General features: G+C 43.9%; 14 protein-coding genes. 5 read left to right on the top strand and 9 right to left on the bottom strand.

Annotated elements, in window-relative coordinates:
• Window positions 1-61 precede the first annotated feature (61 nt).
• From FAM09_RS09335 to FAM09_RS09320, 4 genes are all read right to left on the bottom strand, one after another.
• Window positions 62-1,132, bottom strand: a complete 1,071-nt coding sequence (locus FAM09_RS09335) for an agmatine deiminase family protein (RefSeq protein ID WP_136576830.1) — start codon at window positions 1,130-1,132, stop codon at window positions 62-64.
• A 97-nt stretch (window positions 1,133-1,229) separates the two neighbouring features.
• Window positions 1,230-2,105 (bottom strand): carbon-nitrogen hydrolase, encoded by an 876-nt coding sequence (locus FAM09_RS09330; RefSeq protein WP_136576829.1) that lies wholly within the window; start codon window positions 2,103-2,105, stop codon window positions 1,230-1,232.
• A 148-nt stretch (window positions 2,106-2,253) separates the two neighbouring features.
• The gene (gene bshB1, locus FAM09_RS09325) at window positions 2,254-2,991 is read right to left on the bottom strand and encodes a bacillithiol biosynthesis deacetylase BshB1 (RefSeq protein WP_136576828.1); all 738 of its coding nucleotides are present in this window, start codon (window positions 2,989-2,991) and stop codon (window positions 2,254-2,256) included.
• Between the two features lie 208 nt (window positions 2,992-3,199).
• A complete protein-coding gene (locus FAM09_RS09320; RefSeq protein WP_136576827.1) occupies window positions 3,200-4,336 on the bottom strand; it encodes a serine hydrolase domain-containing protein in 1,137 nt (378 codons plus the stop codon).
• A 297-nt stretch (window positions 4,337-4,633) separates the two neighbouring features.
• Here FAM09_RS09320 and lpdA point away from each other — a divergent pair, with 297 nt between their 5' ends.
• Entirely contained in the window at window positions 4,634-6,037 is a 1,404-nt protein-coding gene (gene lpdA, locus FAM09_RS09315) for a dihydrolipoyl dehydrogenase (protein ID WP_136576826.1), read from the top strand.
• Between the two features lie 326 nt (window positions 6,038-6,363).
• On the opposite strand, the gene FAM09_RS09310 is transcribed toward lpdA, so the two are convergent.
• Window positions 6,364-7,095: a DUF4197 domain-containing protein gene (locus tag FAM09_RS09310; protein WP_136576825.1), complete on the bottom strand. Its 732-nt coding sequence runs from the start codon at window positions 7,093-7,095 to the stop codon at window positions 6,364-6,366.
• Window positions 7,096-7,148: 53 nt separating this feature from the next.
• Here FAM09_RS09310 and FAM09_RS09305 point away from each other — a divergent pair, with 53 nt between their 5' ends.
• Together FAM09_RS09305 and FAM09_RS09300 are read left to right on the top strand one after the other, a co-directional pair.
• On the top strand, window positions 7,149-8,282 hold the full coding sequence (locus FAM09_RS09305) for an NAD(P)/FAD-dependent oxidoreductase (RefSeq protein WP_136576824.1): 1,134 nt from the start codon (window positions 7,149-7,151) through the stop codon (window positions 8,280-8,282).
• A 173-nt stretch (window positions 8,283-8,455) separates the two neighbouring features.
• Window positions 8,456-8,890, top strand: a complete 435-nt coding sequence (locus FAM09_RS09300; protein WP_136576823.1) for a four helix bundle protein — start codon at window positions 8,456-8,458, stop codon at window positions 8,888-8,890.
• A 95-nt stretch (window positions 8,891-8,985) separates the two neighbouring features.
• Here FAM09_RS09300 and FAM09_RS09295 read toward each other — a convergent pair whose 3' ends face one another.
• The gene (locus tag FAM09_RS09295; protein WP_136576822.1) at window positions 8,986-10,140 is read right to left on the bottom strand and encodes an MFS transporter; all 1,155 of its coding nucleotides are present in this window, start codon (window positions 10,138-10,140) and stop codon (window positions 8,986-8,988) included.
• 384 nt (window positions 10,141-10,524) lie between these two features.
• Here FAM09_RS09295 and FAM09_RS09290 point away from each other — a divergent pair, with 384 nt between their 5' ends.
• The gene (locus tag FAM09_RS09290) at window positions 10,525-12,366 is read left to right on the top strand and encodes a PAS domain S-box protein (protein WP_136576821.1); all 1,842 of its coding nucleotides are present in this window, start codon (window positions 10,525-10,527) and stop codon (window positions 12,364-12,366) included.
• A gap of 136 nt (window positions 12,367-12,502) precedes the next feature.
• A complete protein-coding gene (locus tag FAM09_RS09285; protein ID WP_136576820.1) occupies window positions 12,503-13,171 on the top strand; it encodes an HAD family hydrolase in 669 nt (222 codons plus the stop codon).
• Between the two features lie 196 nt (window positions 13,172-13,367).
• Here FAM09_RS09285 and FAM09_RS09280 read toward each other — a convergent pair whose 3' ends face one another.
• From FAM09_RS09280 to FAM09_RS09270, 3 genes are read right to left on the bottom strand one after another with little or no spacing between them, the layout of a single operon-like run.
• Complete coding sequence (locus FAM09_RS09280) at window positions 13,368-14,558, bottom strand: AGE family epimerase/isomerase (protein WP_136576819.1); 1,191 nt, start codon at window positions 14,556-14,558, stop codon at window positions 13,368-13,370.
• Complete coding sequence (locus FAM09_RS09275) at window positions 14,555-15,745, bottom strand: glycoside hydrolase family 130 protein (protein WP_136576818.1); 1,191 nt, start codon at window positions 15,743-15,745, stop codon at window positions 14,555-14,557. The genes FAM09_RS09280 and FAM09_RS09275 overlap by 4 nt, the downstream gene beginning before the upstream one ends.
• A 23-nt stretch (window positions 15,746-15,768) precedes the next feature.
• Window positions 15,769-17,601: a sodium:solute symporter family protein gene (locus tag FAM09_RS09270; protein WP_136576817.1), complete on the bottom strand. Its 1,833-nt coding sequence runs from the start codon at window positions 17,599-17,601 to the stop codon at window positions 15,769-15,771.
• Window positions 17,602-17,724: the final 123 nt, after the last annotated feature.

Below are 17,724 nucleotides of genomic sequence, written 5' to 3'. Positions count from 1 at the left end.
TTTATTGATCATTTACGAATTCTTTTCAGGAAGGTTTCTTCGCTGACTTAGGCTTTCACATTCACCCCAACACCGAAGGCTCCTGCTGGCTCAAACAATGAAAACTGCCCAATCCCCAAATGATATCAGTAGAGTCGATACCAATTACTTTACGATCGGGAAAACATTGCTGAATGATCTGTAAGGCTTTATCATCCTGAGCACACCGATAGGTAGGAACGATGACCGCCGCATTGGCAATATAAAAATTAGCGTAAGAAGCCGGTAGCCGCTGGTCGTCATATACCACTGCATCAGGCATAGGTAATTCAATAATATTCAGTTGCTGTCCGTTTAACAACCGCATTTGTTGCAGTTGACGCAGGTTGTGTTGCAGCAATTCGTAATTCTCATCCTGTTTATTTTCTTCTACCACCGTCAATACGGTATTGGCATTCACAAAACGAACCGTATCGTCAATATGACCATCTGTATCGTCGCCAATAATTCCTTCATCAACCCATAATATCTGCTCTACACCATAATATTGATACAGATATTCTTCAATCTGCTGCTGGTTCAGGTGCGGGTTGCGGTTAGGATTTAATAAACACGCGGTAGAAGTCAGCAAAGTGCCCTGCCCGTTAAATTCAACGGAGCCGCCTTCCATCACAATACCAGGATGGTACACAGGAATATTATAGTGCTTACCTATTAAAGTAGGGATTACATCATCTAAATCGAAGGGCGGATATTTATTACCCCACGCGTTGTAACCCCAGTCAACAATTACTTTTTTAATGTCTGCGTTGGGGTTTATCAAAAACGCCGGACCATGATCGCGGCACCAGGCATCGTTCGTAGGATGAATAAAGAACTGGATGTTTTGCATTTTAACGCCCGCCCCGGTGAGACATTTCAGCGCAAATGCTTTCATGGCTTCATCAACCACATTGATGCACACTTTTTCACCAACGGCCACCTCTTTTATGAACTGACTGTAATTAGGATAAATGCTTTCAATCTTTCCGGGCCATGAAGCTTCCTTATGAGGCCAGCTGAGCCAGGTGGCTGTATGCGGCGCAAATTCTGCTGGAAAATAATATCCTAATTCTTTAGGTGTAGGTGAATCTGGAAGTTGAAAAGATGCCATTCTTAGTTCTTGAGTTTATTAGTTATTTAGTTCGTAAGTTATTAAGTTCAGTTCCTGAATTTGAAACTAAACAACTCATAACTTAATAACTGAATAACTATTCTTCGTCTATAAATCTTTTGGTAATAGGCTGGTAAGAATCAATTCTACGATCGCGCAAAAACGGCCAGTGGGTGCGATAACGATCACTTAAATTGGTATCCAGTTCCATCACATGCACTTCTTCCTGGTCGTGCGAAGCCTGGTATAAAATGCTGCCGAACGGATTGCTCACAAAGGAACCGCCCCAGAATTTCATGGCGCCATTTTGTTCTAACCCTACCCTATTCACGCCCACCACATGCACGCCATTGGCAACGGCATGACCCCGTTGTATGGTTTGCCAGGCATTGTATTGCTCGGTATTGGTAGCATCATCCTGCGAGGTAGCCCAGCCGATAGCCGTTGGGTAGAATAATATTTCAGCCCCCATCAGTGTAGTGATACGCGCTGCTTCAGGATACCATTGGTCCCAGCAGATCAGCACCCCTATGGTAGCAAATCTTGTCTTAAATACTTTGTACCCTAAATCACCGGGCGTGAAATAGAATTTCTCATAATACGCCGGATCATCGGGAATATGCATTTTACGGTATTTACCAAGGTACGTACCATCGGCATCGAGCACAGCGGTGGTATTGTGATAAATACCCTGTGTTCTTTTTTCAAACAAGGAAGCAATGATCACCACACCTGTTTCGGCAGCTACTTTACTCAATGCGTCGGTAGATGGACCGGGGATCGGTTCAGCCAACCTGAAGTTGTCATAATCTTCCACATCGCAGAAATACAGCGAAGTGAACAATTCCTGCAGGCAAACGATCTGCGCGCCTTTGGCAGCAGCATCACGTACCTTCGTGATCGCTTTTTGCAGGTTAGCTTCTTTGTTGTTGGTGCAGCTCATTTGCACCATCCCTATTTTTACTTTACTCATTTTTAGTTCTTAGTTTTAAGTTCAAAGTTCCCGAACAGGCTGAACACTAAATGCGCAACGCTTAACGCTAAATACAAATACAATCTATGTATTGTTCACTTCTGCTTTTAGCCTTCAGCGTTCCGCGTTTAGCAGTCCCTTGCATTCACTATGTCTCAACCTGTAACAAGGCATCCAGATTTCTGACACCTATCTTCTTCTCACAAATAAATCCTTCCGCATATTTCACGCCAATACGCTTCCCCATCATGCGGGCGCGTCCGGTTATACTATCCAGGAAATCAGGGGATGAAATATAGGTTTGTGGACCATTATGCCCATTCTCGGGATTATAGAACTGCGTCGTATAGGCTTCAATAGCTTTCATCCGCTGTTCAAAAACATCGGTAATGTCTATCAGCAGATCGGGTTCATGATACCAATCCTGCAGATAATGTAACACATATTTGGGTCGCCACTTTTGTTGAGGCTTTCCACTCTCGTCGGTAGTTTCAATTTTTGCCAGGCCCGATAAAAAACAAGCCGTTGAGATCAGTTGACCTGCACGGCCATGATCAGGATGACGGTCTTCCAGGGCATTAGCCAGCACAATTTCAGGCTGGTACTTCCTGATGGCCTGTATCAGTTGCATTTGATGCGCCTCGTCATTGCGAAAAAAGCCATCCCGCATTTTCAGGTTGGCACGCACATGCACTCCCATAATTTCAGCAGCCTTGGCAGCCTCGGCGTACCGGGTCTCAATAGTTCCACGGGTACCTAGTTCCCCTTGTGTGAGGTCGAGAATACCAGCTTTTTTGCCTCTCTTTATTTCATTGAGAATTGTACCAGAACAGCTCAGTTCCACATCATCAGGATGTACCCCAATGGCCAGTAAATCCAGTTTCATAGTTAAAATTGAGCCGCAAAGGTATGAAAAGAGTTTGTTGTTTATGGTTTGTGGTTTGAGGTTATTGCCGCCCCTTTGAAAGGTTTAACAATTGCTTACTGTCCGAAAATCAGACAGTTAAAACCTGTTCAGGCGGCCGCAAAGTAAGCAACCACAAACCATAAACTACAAACCATAAACTGATACCTATGAAACAGGACGCCTCCATTTATAACCGCATGCCCCAGTTAATAAGCGCATCTACCTCGGCTGGCGCGTTGTCGATGCCTTTTTCGGCCCGCTTTTTACCAAGCCGTACTATAACTGTTTTTTTGGAAGGAATAACGATGACGTACTGGCCCAAAATACCCCGGGCATAGAAGATTTCCGGGCGGCTGGGAATGATCCACCACTGATACCCATAATACATGCAGCGCTCACCGTTTGTATCGGGTATCATACAGGGCTTTATAGATTGCAGGTAATAATCCATGGGAATTATTTCGTTGCCCTTCCACCGGCCACTATCCAGCATCAACTGGCCCAGGCGGGCAAAATCACGGGCGTTGGAATTAAAACAACAGTAGGCTTTTTCGTCCCCGCCAATATGGTCGGTGCTCCATAATGCCGCGTGCTCGGCGCCCATGGGCTGCCACAACTTTTCCGAGGCATATGCGCTGAGCGATTTACCGGTTGCTTTCTCCAATATCAGTCCCAACAACTGCGTATCGCCCGATTTGTAATAGTGCACCGTTCCGGGGGGGTGAATGATCGAAACGTTTACGGCCGTTTTATATGCATGATGTCCGTAATATAATTCAGTAGTAACAGAGAATGGATTGCCATACGATTCATCCCAGTTACTGCCGCTGCTCATGGTAAGTACATCAATGATGCGCACTTTGGCTTTCTCGCCTGTTTTGAATTCGGGCAGGTAATTCCCCACCGGGTCCTGTATGGAATGTATTTTTCCTTCTTTAACAGCGGCGCCGATCAGCAGGCTGGTAATGCTTTTGGCCATGGAAAAAGAACCTGACAAAGAAGAATCGCTGTACCCATCCCAGTAATACTCATACAAAATTGAATCATTTTTAATAGCAAGCACAGCAATGGTTTCCAGGTCTTCGAGCATTTTTTTCAGCTCAACCGGCAATGGGTTTTTGTTGTAGTCGGCAGCCATTTGCCAGGGCTGCGCTTCACCGGTGACCACCGTATTATTGGTGAATTTTTTATAATCGTCAATATCGGCAAAGTTGTACCATACGGCCTCAAACAAATACGTTTTGCCCGAAACAACTGCATATGCACTAAAAACTACAATTATCAACAACAAAATGGCTACAATAACTCGAAAAAACTTTTTCATAGCGGGGGTTGTTAATCCCGGATAGCGGGACAGGATGAAGGTAATGAATTGAACCAATCTGCCCGAACCATAAGTGGTTATTAACTATTTTTTTGAGGGCTGTGTAAAAAAAAAGAATATGTAACACAATAAAAATTATTACAAAAGCTCCTGCCTTGCAATAGTCCCCTTTTTTTTGCTCTTTTCTCATTTTCGAGTAGCTTCGCAGGTCTTTATTAGAAAGTGATAAAGAAAGTCAGTAATAGAATACTGCCGGAAGAATCAGAAAAATCGTAAAATCTAAAATCGTAATTCGAAATGGCATACGACGTAGTAGTTCTCGGAAGCGGCCCCGGCGGATATGTGGCAGCTATCCGGGCATCTCAACTGGGATTCAAAACCGCTGTTATTGAAAAAGAAAGTTTGGGTGGTATTTGTTTGAACTGGGGCTGTATTCCCACCAAAGCCCTGCTGAAAAGCGCCCAGGTTTTTGAATACATTAAGCATTCTAAAGATTATGGCATTGAAGCCAGCGGTACAGCTGATTTTTCGGCAGTAATTAAACGCAGCCGCGGTGTAGCCGACAAGATGAGCAAAGGCGTTACCTTTTTGATGAAGAAGAACAAGATCGATGTGATCATGGGCTTTGGAAAACTGAAAGCTAAAGGTCAGATCGAAGTGAAAAGCGCCGACGGCAAAACACAGATCGTTGAAGCAAAGCATATCATTCTGGCAACCGGCGGACGCAGCCGCGAATTGCCCAGCCTGAAAATAGATGGCAAAAAGATCATTGGTTATCGCGAAGCAATGGTGTTGCCCCAGCAACCCAAGAGCATGATCGTGGTAGGTAGTGGCGCCATTGGTGTTGAATTCGGTTATTTCTATGCCACCCTGGGCACCAAAGTGACCATCGTTGAGTTCATGGACCGCATTGTACCGGTAGAAGATGAAGAAATTTCAAAAGAACTGGCAAAGAACTTCAAGAAGAATGGCATCGAGATCATGACCAGCTCTGAAGTTACCAGCGTTGATACCGGCGGAAACGGCGTTAAAGCCAAAGTAAAAACCAAAGATGGTGAAGTTACCCTCGAAGCAGATGTGGTATTGAGCGCTGTAGGTGTAGCTGCTAACATTGAAGGTATTGGCCTGGAAGAACTCGGTGTAAAAACAGAAAAAGGTAAAATTGCTGTAGACAAATATTATAAAACCAACGTACAGGGCGTATACGCTATTGGCGATTGCGTACCCGGACAAGCTTTGGCGCACGTGGCATCTAAAGAAGGTATCATTTGCGTAGAAAGCATTGCCTACGGTGAAAAGAAATACAACCACCAACCAGAAGCGCTCGATTACGGCAACGTACCAGGCTGTACTTATTGCACACCTGAAATTGCTTCTGTTGGCTTAACAGAAAAACAGGCTAAAGATGCCGGTTATGAAATTAAAGTAGGTAAATTCCCGTTAAGCGCTGCCGGTAAAGCTTCTGCTGCCGGACACAACGAAGGTTTCATTAAAGTGATCTTCGACGCTAAATACGGCGAATGGCTCGGCACTCATATGATCGGTTACAACGTAACTGAGATGATCGCCGAAACTGTAGTTGCCCGCAAACTGGAAACTACTTACCACGAAGTACTGGATAGCATCCATCCTCACCCAACCATGAGTGAGAACATTAAAGAAGCTATTGAAGTAGCTTATGGCGAAGCGATCCATATCTAAGAGCTAGTGGCTAGTAGTAAGTAGCTGGTAGGTCTGAAATATTAAGGCATATAAATAAAAAAGGATCATCTGGTTTCAGGTGATCCTTTTTTAATGTCGAATATCGAATGTAGAATATCCGGCGTCGAAGTGCTTTTATTGTACTTCTTTTTTAATTGTAAATGTTCCGTTGGCTAATGACCAATCATAAACACCTTCATCCATCGAATATTTCATGCCTCTTCCTTCAACATTCATTATTCAACATTCAATATTCGATATTCAATATTTGCATTTAACTTGTATTCCCTTTTTCATTCCTTATTACGCATTCTTCATTTCTCATTTCAACTTCCTCCCTGCGCCTGCTTGCTTCCAAACACTTTCTTCAACAGATCGGTTACCCGCGCAACAGGGTCTTTGCGGATCTTCTGTTCTTCCAGGCTTACCTGGTAAAAAATACCATCAATGGCTTTGCCGGTAACAAAAGCCGACAGATCGGGATTGATCTTGTTCGTAGCAAATTTGTTGTAGGTATTAAACACATCCGACCAGTATTTGGTAGCATTCACTTTACTGAGCGAACTTTCAATAACCGGTTTAAAGGCCGTTGTTAACGACGAAGTTGTTTTCGACTTCAAATAATTGGTAGCGGCAAAATCACCGCCCTTTAAAATACCCAACGCATCCTGGATGGTCATGGTTTTAATAGCATCAATAAAAATAGGCGCGGCAGATTTGGCGGCGTCTTCTGCAGCCCGGTTCACTGATAAAATGGCTTTATCAACGAGACTGCTCATGCCAAGATCACGCAATGTTTTTTCTACTTTCTGCGCTTCGGGCGGTAACAGTATTTTTATAGCAGCATTCTTAAAAAAGCCATCCAAAGCCGAGAGCTGGCTGGAAGAATTCTGAGCGCCCACTTCAAGCGCCTGTTTTAAACCGGAGGCAATTTCACCGCTGGTCAACTGACCATTGGCGCCCGCTGCATAGGGTTCCAGTGTTTTAAGGATCTGGTGCGTACTTTCGCAACCGGTAAAAAGGATTACACAGGATAATAATTGGATAATTTTTTTCATCATCAATTGTTTACTTTTAAATTAAGCAAGATTAAGGCCGTAAAATTATAAAAATGCAAATATCAATTTGGGAAAAAGAAAGTTTTTATGCGCCTAAAGATGTGATCATCGTGGGCAGCGGCCTGGTAGGCTTATGGTGCGCCTGGCATTTGAAAAAGAACCATCCTACCCTTTCCGTGGCCATTGTAGACCGGGGTATTATTCCCACCGGCGCCAGCACCCGCAACGCCGGCTTTGCCTGCTTTGGCAGTGTTACCGAACTGGTGGAAGATGCCGCCCGCTTTGGAGATGACAATATGCTGCAACTGGTTGAAATGCGCTATAAAGGGTTACAACGCATTCGTAAAGTATTTAAGGAACATAGCATCGACTTTGACCTGTGTGGCGGCTATGAGTTGTTCGCAGCACAGGATGCCGAACGTAAAAACCAATTAGCTCATGAAACAGAGCGGTTGAATAAATTGCTGTACAACATAACCGGTAAAAAGAAAACCTTTAAACAAGCCGATGAAAAGATTGCCGCATTAGGCCTGCACAATACCAGCCATTTAATAGAGAACAAACTAGAAGGCTATTTACACTCCGGCAAATTATGCCAGGCATTATTACAGGCCGTACAATCGATGGGCGTAACGGTGTTGAATGCGATTGAGATCAGTGGGTTTGAAAAAGTAAATGATAACATTGTTCTGTATACGAACCAGTTGATGCATTTAAAAGCCGGTAAAGTGCTGGTATGCACCAATGCCTTTGCCCGGCAATTATTACCTCAGCTTGATATTGTGCCCGCCCGCGGACAGGTACTCGTAACCTCCCCTATTGAAGGCTTACCACTTAAAGGAACATTTCATTATGATGCCGGGTATTATTATTTCCGCAACCTGGGCAACCGCGTTTTGCTCGGCGGTGCGCGCAATAAAGCATTTGAAGAAGAAAATACCACCGAGCTCACCATTACCGATACGATACAACAAGAGTTAGAGCATTTTTTGAAAACATACATCCTTCCCGGCTATACCTATCAGATCACCGACCGGTGGAGCGGCATTATGGGTATGGGCAACGAAAAAATGCCGATCGTAAAAGAAGTATCACCGAATGTTTATTGCGCTGTTAGAATGAGTGGTATGGGGGTAGCGTTGGCGCCGGTTATTGGAGAGCAGGTTAGTAAGTTATTGAGTTCTTAGTTTACAGTTCACAGTTTAAAATTTACAGTTTACAGTTCACAGTTTAAAATTTACAGTTTAGTATAAGCTTTTTAGGGAACTTATTTTTGCCAGTTAAAATTATGTTTCTATATTTAAATTATCAGGCTTTTTAGTAGCATCATTACCATTGTTTCATTTTTAAAAACTTTGTAATGGCTACTTTTTACAGTTTTGAGGAAATTACAGCCTGGCAAAAAGCAAGATTACTCTGCTCTAAAATTCATACACTTACTTACACGACTGACCTGGCGAAAGATTATAAATTAAAAGACCAGATCAATGGCTCCAGCGGTTCCATTATGGATAATATTTCAGAAGGTTTTGGCAGAGGAGGAAATAAGGAATTTATTCAATTCCTGGGAGTTTCCCTCGGGTCTGCCTGCGAATGCCAATCACAGCTATACCGTCTTTTAGACCGGAATTATATTACTAAAGTTCTGTTTGACGAACTGTATCTTTTATGTAGAGAAATCAGAAAAATGATTTTTGGGTTAATTAAATATATTCAAACAACAACCGTAAAAGGAGTAAAATTCAAAAATCCTAAATACAACAAGAACGATAACCCTGCCGGTCTAGAGAACTGAAAATGCTGAACAAAGAACTCAAGACTATAAACCGTGAACAGTGAACTATAAACTTTGAACTGTAAACTTTGAACTGTAAACTTTGAACTGTAAACTCAAAACTTTGTCTTGCTGGCAATGATCGTCGTCGTAAACCCCAACACTGCTATGAAGGCTAACGACCAGCGCAAACTCGCGGCTTCGGCAATAAAACCTATCAGAGGCGGACCAGCCAGAAAACCTAAATAACCAATGGTAGAAACGGCAGCAAGTGCCACGCCCGGCGAAAACACTGTTGATTTTCCGGCCAAACTATACACCAGCGGAACTACAGAAGAAACACCAATTCCAACCAGCATAAAACCCAACGTGGCAGTAACTATTGCAGGAAAACTTATGGCAATGGCCAATCCGCACGCAATCACCAACCCACTTAATTGCAACATGCGCAGAACGCCCAGCCGCATAACCAACCTATCGCCCAGGAAACGGCCGCCCGCCATGGTACTCATAAAAGCAGTATACCCTAAAGGGATCAATCCTTTGGGCGCTTCCACCACTTTCTGAAAATACACCCCGCTCCAGTCGAACATAGCACCTTCGCATACCATACAGCACATAGCGATCAATCCCAGTTTTAGTAAAGTGGCATCGGGTTTGGCAAACAAAGGCCGGTCGGTATCGGCATTGATATCCTGCTGCAACGTGTTGCGGTACAACAAACTAATCAACAACAACGCCGTACCGGTTATAATACAAAAATGCGTGAAGGGGGCAAGATGAAGGTTGATCATCAGGGTGCCAATAGAAGCGCCGGTAAAACCCGCCAGGCTCCAGATACCATGAAAAGAAGCCATGATCGACCGTCCAAACAATGCTTCCAGGCTAACCGCCTGGGTATTTACGGCTATATTATACAGGTTCCCCATGAAGCCAAATCCAAACAAAACAACCACCAGGTGCCAGGTTTCCTGCACCAGCCCAATAGTAGATAAGATAACCGGATAGATCACCGCCGAGAGCAACAACATTGTACGGCTACCAAATCGGTGCACCAGCCAGCCTGAAAAAGGCAGCGAGATCATCAACCCAACCGGAAGCGCAAACAGCACGGCGCCCAGTCCACCATCACTTAATTTCAGCCGCAACTTAATATCGGGAATACGCGAAGCCCAACTCGCAAAACACAATCCGGCAATAAAAAAGAATGCTGCTATCGATAAGCGGGCTGCTCTTTTTAAAACCACAGGTTGCACTACTGAAGTCTCCATGCCACGCAAAATTACTGGGAAGTAAGCGATTGCATAACAAAAACATTTTTGCACAATTTCTTACATTTACACAACCATCTTGCAAACATACGCGTACATATCAGTATATTATTTGCGTATAAAAGGCCAATAGCTTTTAGAAGAAAATTGACGAACAAGCAATAGATTAAGATTTATAGCCGTTAATGCAGTCTGATTAATATATTTCTTTAAATTTACAAAACGGGTTTTCGATACAACCGTTCCAAAAGGCTCAGCGACTCTCCAACCAGTCATTCATTCTCTCTGACTAGTAGCGCTTAATCCCTTCCAAACCAGAGTTGTGTTTTCATGACATTCCATGAAGACAAGGTGTTTTGTTAACACTTTAATACTTACTATTTTATGCAAACCTCATCTGTTTCGCATAGCGATGCTATGCAGGCATTGAATAGCCCTAAACGGCATTCTGCATTTGCAGCCATTTTAAATGGCGTCATTGAAAATACCGAAGGGTATACCTGGATCATTGACAAAAGCCTGCGATACATAGTTTGTAATGTACATCTTCGCAATACCATAAAACAGTTCACCGGTAAAGAGGTGTTGCCCGGAACCGAGGTCATAGATTGCATCGGCCTGCTCGACGATTCGCAAAAAGTAGCCTGGGATAAAATTTACCAGGCGGCCTTCAATGGCGCTGTGCTCCGGTTCACCCACTCCATCAACATGCAGCAAAAACCTGTGTACTTCGATATCTCGGTAAACCCCGTTCGCGAAGGCAATAATATAATAGCGCTATCCTGTTCTGCCCAGGATATTACCGAACGAAAAAATGCCGAAGAAGCATTACGGCGCAGCGAATTGAAATTCAGATCGCTTATAGAGAACAGCACCGACATCATTACCATGGCCAATGCGGAAGGCAATATTTTTTACGGATCGCCTTCTGCCAAAAAAATATTCGGGTACGAAGAAAACGATTATATGGGCCGCCATGTATGTTCGTTTATCCACCCCGATAGTTTGCCGGCTGTTGCCGAACTATTGGAAAACCTTACCAGGCACCCGGATGAATTGTTTACCATTGATCTTAAAGTGTTCGACAAACCCGGCAACGAACGTTGGGTGCAGGGGTTGGCATCGAACATGTTACAGGTGCCGGGCGTTCATGCGCTGGTGGGTAATTTCAGGGATATTACTGAAAGAAAAAAAGCCGAAGAGCTAACAAAGGAGTCGGAGTACCTGTACAAAAATCTTTTTTATAAAAGTCCGCTCCCCATTTGGGTATGCCAGGCCGAGAGCCTGCAATTTGTAGAAGTGAACGAAGCCGCCATACAACTGTACGGCTATTCGCGCAAGGAATTCATGAAAATGACGGCATTTGATATTATGTCGCCGGAAGAAAAGAAAGAATTGCTCCAAATATTACCTAAAGCCCAACATAGCAATCGTCCGTCAATACTACGGAAGCATATTAAAAAGGACAACGAAACAATATTTGTAGAAGTATGGGTACATGCCATCAATTATAAAGGAAGCAATGCCTGGCTGGTACTGGCCAATGACATCACAGAAAAGATACAATTGCAGAATCAACTGGTAGAAGAAAAGATCAGGCGCCAACAGGAAATTGCCAAAGCAGTGATAGATGCGCAGGAAAACGAACGCGAAACGCTGGGCCGCGAATTGCACGACAATATCAGCCAGGTGTTAACGACAGCCCGGCTGTACCTCAATTGCGCCAAGGATTCGCCGGCCATGCAGGAAAGTATGATCAAGCGAAGCTGTGATACAATTAGCAGTGCAATAGAAGAGATCCGCCGCTTGTCAAAATCAATGATCGAAACATTTCATAAGGAAGTGGGGTTGGAATTATCGCTGAATGACCTGATCGAAAACATCAGGCTGGCGCAGCAATGTAACATCACCCTGCAGTTTTCTGTGCCCGATGAGAAGCAACTCGACGATAAATTAAAAATGACCCTTTTCCGCATTGTTCAGGAACAATTGAACAACACCATAAAACATGCCGAGGCTTCGGAAGTACAGATCAACATCATCCAAAACCGCCGGTTGCTACAGGTCACCATTGCCGATAATGGAAAAGGCTTCGATACCACCCGCAAACGAAAAGGCATTGGCATCACCAACATTATAAGCCGCACAGAATTGTTTAACGGACATGTAAAAATAGATTCTTCGCCCGGCCGGGGGTGCCGGATGCAGGTAAGCTTTACTATTTGATCATCAAAACTTTTCAGAACGAACAAATACCCTGAAGATCCATAAATTTTTGTGTTTTGTTGTTTTACACTGCAAAACGAGGCTGATGCCTTACTTTTGCGGTGTTTTTTTTATTAAATGCACAAGGGGGAAATTTATGAACAAGGCTTTTTTATTCGATCTGAATGGAACCATGATAGATGATATGCAATTTCACTTAAAGGCATGGTATCACATTTTAAACGATGACTTAGGCGCCAATTTAAGTTGGGAGGAAGTGAAGAGCCATATGTATGGCAAGAACAGCGAGTTGCTGGTCCGCGTATTTGGAAAAGACCGGTTTACGCAGGAAGAAATGGACCGGCTTTCGGTAGAAAAAGAAAAACGTTATCAACAGGAATACAAGCCGCATCTGCAATTGATACCAGGTTTACAACAATTTTTAGAGAAAGCGCATGCCATGAACATTCCAATGGCTATTGGCTCGGCGGCGATCATGTTCAATATTGATTTTGTATTAGACAATCTGAATATCAGGCATTTCTTCAAGGCTATTGTCAGTGCCGACAATGTACATACCAGCAAACCCCACCCTGAAACCTATCTCAACTGTGCAGAACAATTAGGTATGGCAGCAGGTAATTGCCTGGTTTTTGAAGATGCGCCCAAGGGCGTGGAAGCAGCGCAAAATGCCGGTATGCCATCAGTGGTGCTAACCTTGTTGCATGAAAAAGAAGACTTTGCGGCATACAATAATATTATTCAATACATAACTGATTATACACAACTGTCTCCCGCCAGTTTGCTGCAATCAATGGCGGTATAAACTCATCACGATAATATAACGTTTAACAGTTCATTTAGACTGGTGTTTCCTTATTTGCACCATTAAATGTACCTTTGACATATAATTATCAAGCCATCTACAGTCTGCGACTGTTAATTATACAACTTATTTAATGCTTTTTATGCTTTGAGGGCATAAATAAAAACGGAAAGAGGGTTCTCCCTCTTTCCTATTTTCAGGGTTTAGTAGTTCGCCGGATGATCTCCATGCAGGCGCGGCTATTATGATAAGGACATTTCCAAAATCCGGCTTTATCCTGGCTGGGCATTACAGTGTAATCTTCATAAACGCCCCAGAACCATTCGCCGTTTTTGTGATCGCGGATGTGTTGTTTAATGAACGCCCAATTATTAAATGCATACTGCAGAAATTCGTGCCGGTCGCTAAGCTGCCAGGCATTGTAAAAACCTACCAGTGCCTCCGCCTGTGGCCACCAATGCTTTTCTTTGATCAATTGGTTATGTGCCTTTTCAAATTCATACCATAAGCCGCCATCGATATCCAAACCAATGATCACAGCTTCCGCCATTTTAATGGCCAGCGCTTTCGTTCCTGCAATCAACGCTTCATCGCCAATTACTTCAGCAGCTTCAAGCAATAACCAACTGGCTTCTATATCATGGCCATAAGAAACGGTGCCAGATTTCACATTCCAGTCTTCATCAAAAAACAAATGCAAGTGACCGGTTTGCTGATCGATGATATGATCGTCGAAATTTTTAAGCAGTAAGATGATGTGCTGCTTTAATTGTTCATCTGGCCAGATGCGGTATAAACAGGTATACGCTTCAAGAATATGCAGGTGCGTATTCATCGTTTTCTTCTCATTGGCATCTTTATCGCTCAGTCGCAGATCGGCCAATGGCTGCCAGTTGCGGGCATACGCTTCAAAGTAACCACCCTTTATAGCATCGAAACTCTTTTCCTGTATCAAATGATACAACGCTATTGCCAGTTTTTTGGCCGGTTCAACCTGCAACGCCCGATGAATTTCGCTACAAGCATACAGCACAAAAGCCTGGGCATATAACTGTTTCTTAGGGTCGTGAATATCGCCCCGGTGCGTTACACTCCAGTATACACCGCCGTATTCTTTGTCGATAAAATGGTCCTGTATATAAGAAAATGCCCGCTCCGCCATTGTTGCATACTGCGGATCTTTTGTAAGACTAAATGCTGCCGAAAACGTCCACAAGATGCGGGCGTTCAATACGCTTCCCTTTGGCGCATCGGGATAACTTATATTGTCGTTATCGATCCTGCCATAAAAACCGCCTTCCATCTCATCTACCGTATTGTTTATCCAGTAATCAAGAATGGCTTGCAGTTCCTGTTGTAATTCAATTCTGAAAATGGAAAGATTCATGAAACAGTATGCTGCTGCACCAACTTATTATTATCAATCATTTTATAGAGAGTCCGAACCGAAGCAGCGGAGGTAAAACCATCTGCCGGTGTATTCATCACGTAATCTACCAGTCGATCGATGGTTGATTCGGCTACATGCATGCGGGTATCGGAGGATGCATAATAAATGAACACGCGTCCGTCTTCATCTGCGATCCAGCCATTGCCGAATACCACGTTCGATACATCCCCTACCCGTTCTTCGCCTTCGGGTGCTATAAAATAACCAGCAGGTTTATAAATTATATTGGTGAGGTCATTCAGACCGGTCATGAACATATACAGCACGTAACGCAAACCTGCAGCCGTATTTCTTACGCCATGCGCCAGGTGCAACCAACCTTGGGCTGTTTTAATGGGTTGCGGGCCCAGGCCATTCTTTGCTTCAGAGATGGTATGGTATATCCTTTTATCAACCACTACTTCTTTATGAATAACGGCATTCTCCATGGAGCTGCTTAACCCGAAGCCGATGCCACCTCCGGTGCCTGCTTCTATAAACCCATCCTGCGGACGGGTATAAAAGGCATACTGTCCGTCAACAAACTCAGGGTGCAGCACCACATTGCGTTGCTGGGGAGAAGGCGTTTTCAGATCGGCCAGCCGTTCCCATTTTTTCAGGTCTTTCGTACGGGCTATACCACACTGCGCAATAGCCGAAGATTGATCGGAAGGCGGCGCATGGGGATCGCGGCGCTCGGTACAGAACAATCCGTAGATCCAGCCATCTTCATGCTGCACCACCCGCATATCGTAAATATTGGTATCTTCTATTTCAGTTTGTGGCATCAACACCGGATAATCCCAGAATTTGAACCCATCGATGCCATTATCGCTTTCCGCCACAGCGAAAAAAGATTTCCGGTCGCTGCCTTCTACGCGGGCAATCAAATGATATTTTCCGTTCAGCTTAATAGCACCGGCATTGAGGACTGTGTTGATTCCGATCCGTTCCATCAAATACGGATTGGTTTCGGCATTGAGATCATAGCGCCAGAACAAAGGCGTATGACGGGCCGTTAACACCGGGTTTTTATACCGGCAATAGATCCCGTTATCTTCTTCCACTTTTTCATTAGTACGGTTAATTAACTTCTCGTGCGATTTTTTCAGCATTTCCAGCCGCTTCAAAAAATTCTTGTCCATTACATTTCAATTTTAGAGTCTGATTAGTTTTCCAGTTTATCCCACCAGGTTCTTTTTAAAACCATTATAATGATCACCAATATGGCCACCGTGATCAACAATGGCAGCTTCAACCATAATACGATGTACATAGGCAGAATGGTTAAACAACACTGACCTATGATCCCCAGTACTACGTTGAACATATCGGTCTTGAAATTCTTATTAGGTATAAACGCCGGGTCTTCGGCCATTACTTTTGCTTGTATGGGTTGCCAAAAACCCCAGGGCTTTACGGTTTTATAAAATTGTTTCAATACGGCTTCTTCTGTGGGTGGGGCTGTATAGGTCCCGATAAAACAACCAGCCAGGGAGATCAGGAACAACAAGGGCCAGCTATACAAGGGTAAGGTATTTGTAAAAATGAAGGGAAATACCAGTGCGGCCATAATACCACTGGCCATGCCCCAGAAAAATCCATTGGCATTAAAGCGCCACCAATACCATTTCAACATATTGGCGGCAATGTATCCGCCATATAAAGCGCCTACTATCCATTGCAGCACACTGTTCACATTCTTTGCAAAAAAACCAAGCGCTACGCCAATGGCTACAACAACAATACCCACAAGGTAATTGGCGGTGATTATTTTCTTTGTGCCCGCCTGCGGATCTACATACTTCAAATAAATATCATTTACGATATATGCCTGCGCGGCATTCAGGGTGCCCGAGAACGTGCCCATGAAGGCGCCCAGCAAACCGGTGAGCACCAGGCCTAAAATACCTACCGGTAAAAAGTTATTGATGGCCGACGGTAATATCTTTTCAAAATCGGTTCCGTTGGCCGCATGCAGATCGAGCTGGTTATAATACAATAACGCCAGTACCGTAAGCCCAATGATCATGGAATACCGTACCGGTAACAAGATGATGGATACAAACCCCGACATTTTGCTCGCTTCTTTGGGCGAACGGGTTGATAATACTTTCTGCATGTCGTAATTGGGTGCAGGCCCGGCAAGGCTGGCAAAAATCCCTTTGAACAACATCATCATAAAGAAAAATCCAAACAACCCAAATCCGTCTTCTGCGATCTTCTTATTGGCATCGGGTACCGTACTGCTCCAATCGAGATCCAAATGCCAGTTGAAAAAAGGATTGGTCCAGCCATTAGGTACAGCGAGCACCGTACCATTGGTGTGTAACTTCACCATAGCAATAACTGCAATGGCAATGCAGGCTACCGTCATGATGATATACTTGATCACATCGCCCAATACAATGCTGTGCATACCGCCCAGGATGGAATAGAACATAGCGAACAGTGTAAACACAATACCATACAGATGCGGCACATATTCGGGCGCTATTGCAAATGGTACGTAAGGCGCCACCGTATTCCACGGAACAAATATTTCAATGAACTTGCCCAGGCCAACAAAGCCATAGGCGAGAAATCCAAAACAGCTTAACAGCGCAAAGGCCACTACTACATTGTGAGAACTTTTTATGCCTTTGCCGCTGGTACCAAAACGGGTTACCAGCCATTCGGCGCCGGTGCTGGCATTCGACCGGCGCACCCATTTTGAAATGAACATCATCATAAATACCTGGTTAAATACAGGCCATAACCAGGGGATCCAGATCGACTTCATCCCATACACAAAACACAAGGCCACCATCCACATGGTACCACTGATATCGAACATATCGCTGGCATCACTTAAACCCAGCATATACCACGGTAGCGACTTCCCACCTAACAAATAGCTTTCCTTATTTTTCCGTGCTCTTTTACGTAACGTCCAACCTATTACTACCATGGTAGCCAGGTATAGAAAAACAATGCCTGCGTCTAATAATGTTATCTTCATTCGTTAAAATTCGTGAATCGGCAATCGGTAATCGGCAATAATTCAAAATATTCCTGCCTTCAATCCAAATTCTAAAAATGGTGCAGCCTTTAGATTTGGCATATTCACGGCTATGGTTAACAA

Origin of the sequence: Niastella caeni (assembly GCF_004834005.1) — a bacterium.
In the GTDB taxonomy this organism is placed as follows: domain Bacteria; phylum Bacteroidota; class Bacteroidia; order Chitinophagales; family Chitinophagaceae; genus Niastella; species Niastella caeni.
The sequence above is the reverse complement of the archived record's forward strand: the minus strand, read 5'-3'. Positions and strand labels throughout refer to the sequence as shown.

Bases quoted from the DNA above. Each gene is read 5' to 3' on its own strand.
- FAM09_RS09280 (WP_136576819.1), bottom strand. From the start codon at position 14,558: ATGAATCTTTCCATTTTCAGAATTGAATTACAACAGGAACTGCAAGCC.
- FAM09_RS09330 (WP_136576829.1), bottom strand. From the start codon at position 2,105: ATGAGTAAAGTAAAAATAGGGATGGTGCAAATGAGCTGCACCAACAAC.
- FAM09_RS09295 (WP_136576822.1), bottom strand. From the start codon at position 10,140: ATGGAGACTTCAGTAGTGCAACCTGTGGTTTTAAAAAGAGCAGCCCGC.
- lpdA (WP_136576826.1), top strand. From the start codon at position 4,634: ATGGCATACGACGTAGTAGTTCTCGGAAGCGGCCCCGGCGGATATGTG.
- FAM09_RS09300 (WP_136576823.1), top strand. From the start codon at position 8,456: ATGGCTACTTTTTACAGTTTTGAGGAAATTACAGCCTGGCAAAAAGCA.
- FAM09_RS09320 (WP_136576827.1), bottom strand. From the start codon at position 4,336: ATGAAAAAGTTTTTTCGAGTTATTGTAGCCATTTTGTTGTTGATAATT.
- FAM09_RS09270 (WP_136576817.1), bottom strand. From the start codon at position 17,601: ATGAAGATAACATTATTAGACGCAGGCATTGTTTTTCTATACCTGGCT.
- bshB1 (WP_136576828.1), bottom strand. From the start codon at position 2,991: ATGAAACTGGATTTACTGGCCATTGGGGTACATCCTGATGATGTGGAA.
- FAM09_RS09275 (WP_136576818.1), bottom strand. From the start codon at position 15,745: ATGGACAAGAATTTTTTGAAGCGGCTGGAAATGCTGAAAAAATCGCAC.
- FAM09_RS09290 (WP_136576821.1), top strand. From the start codon at position 10,525: ATGCAAACCTCATCTGTTTCGCATAGCGATGCTATGCAGGCATTGAAT.
- FAM09_RS09285 (WP_136576820.1), top strand. From the start codon at position 12,503: ATGAACAAGGCTTTTTTATTCGATCTGAATGGAACCATGATAGATGAT.
- FAM09_RS09305 (WP_136576824.1), top strand. From the start codon at position 7,149: ATGCAAATATCAATTTGGGAAAAAGAAAGTTTTTATGCGCCTAAAGAT.
- FAM09_RS09335 (WP_136576830.1), bottom strand. From the start codon at position 1,132: ATGGCATCTTTTCAACTTCCAGATTCACCTACACCTAAAGAATTAGGA.
- FAM09_RS09310 (WP_136576825.1), bottom strand. From the start codon at position 7,095: ATGAAAAAAATTATCCAATTATTATCCTGTGTAATCCTTTTTACCGGT.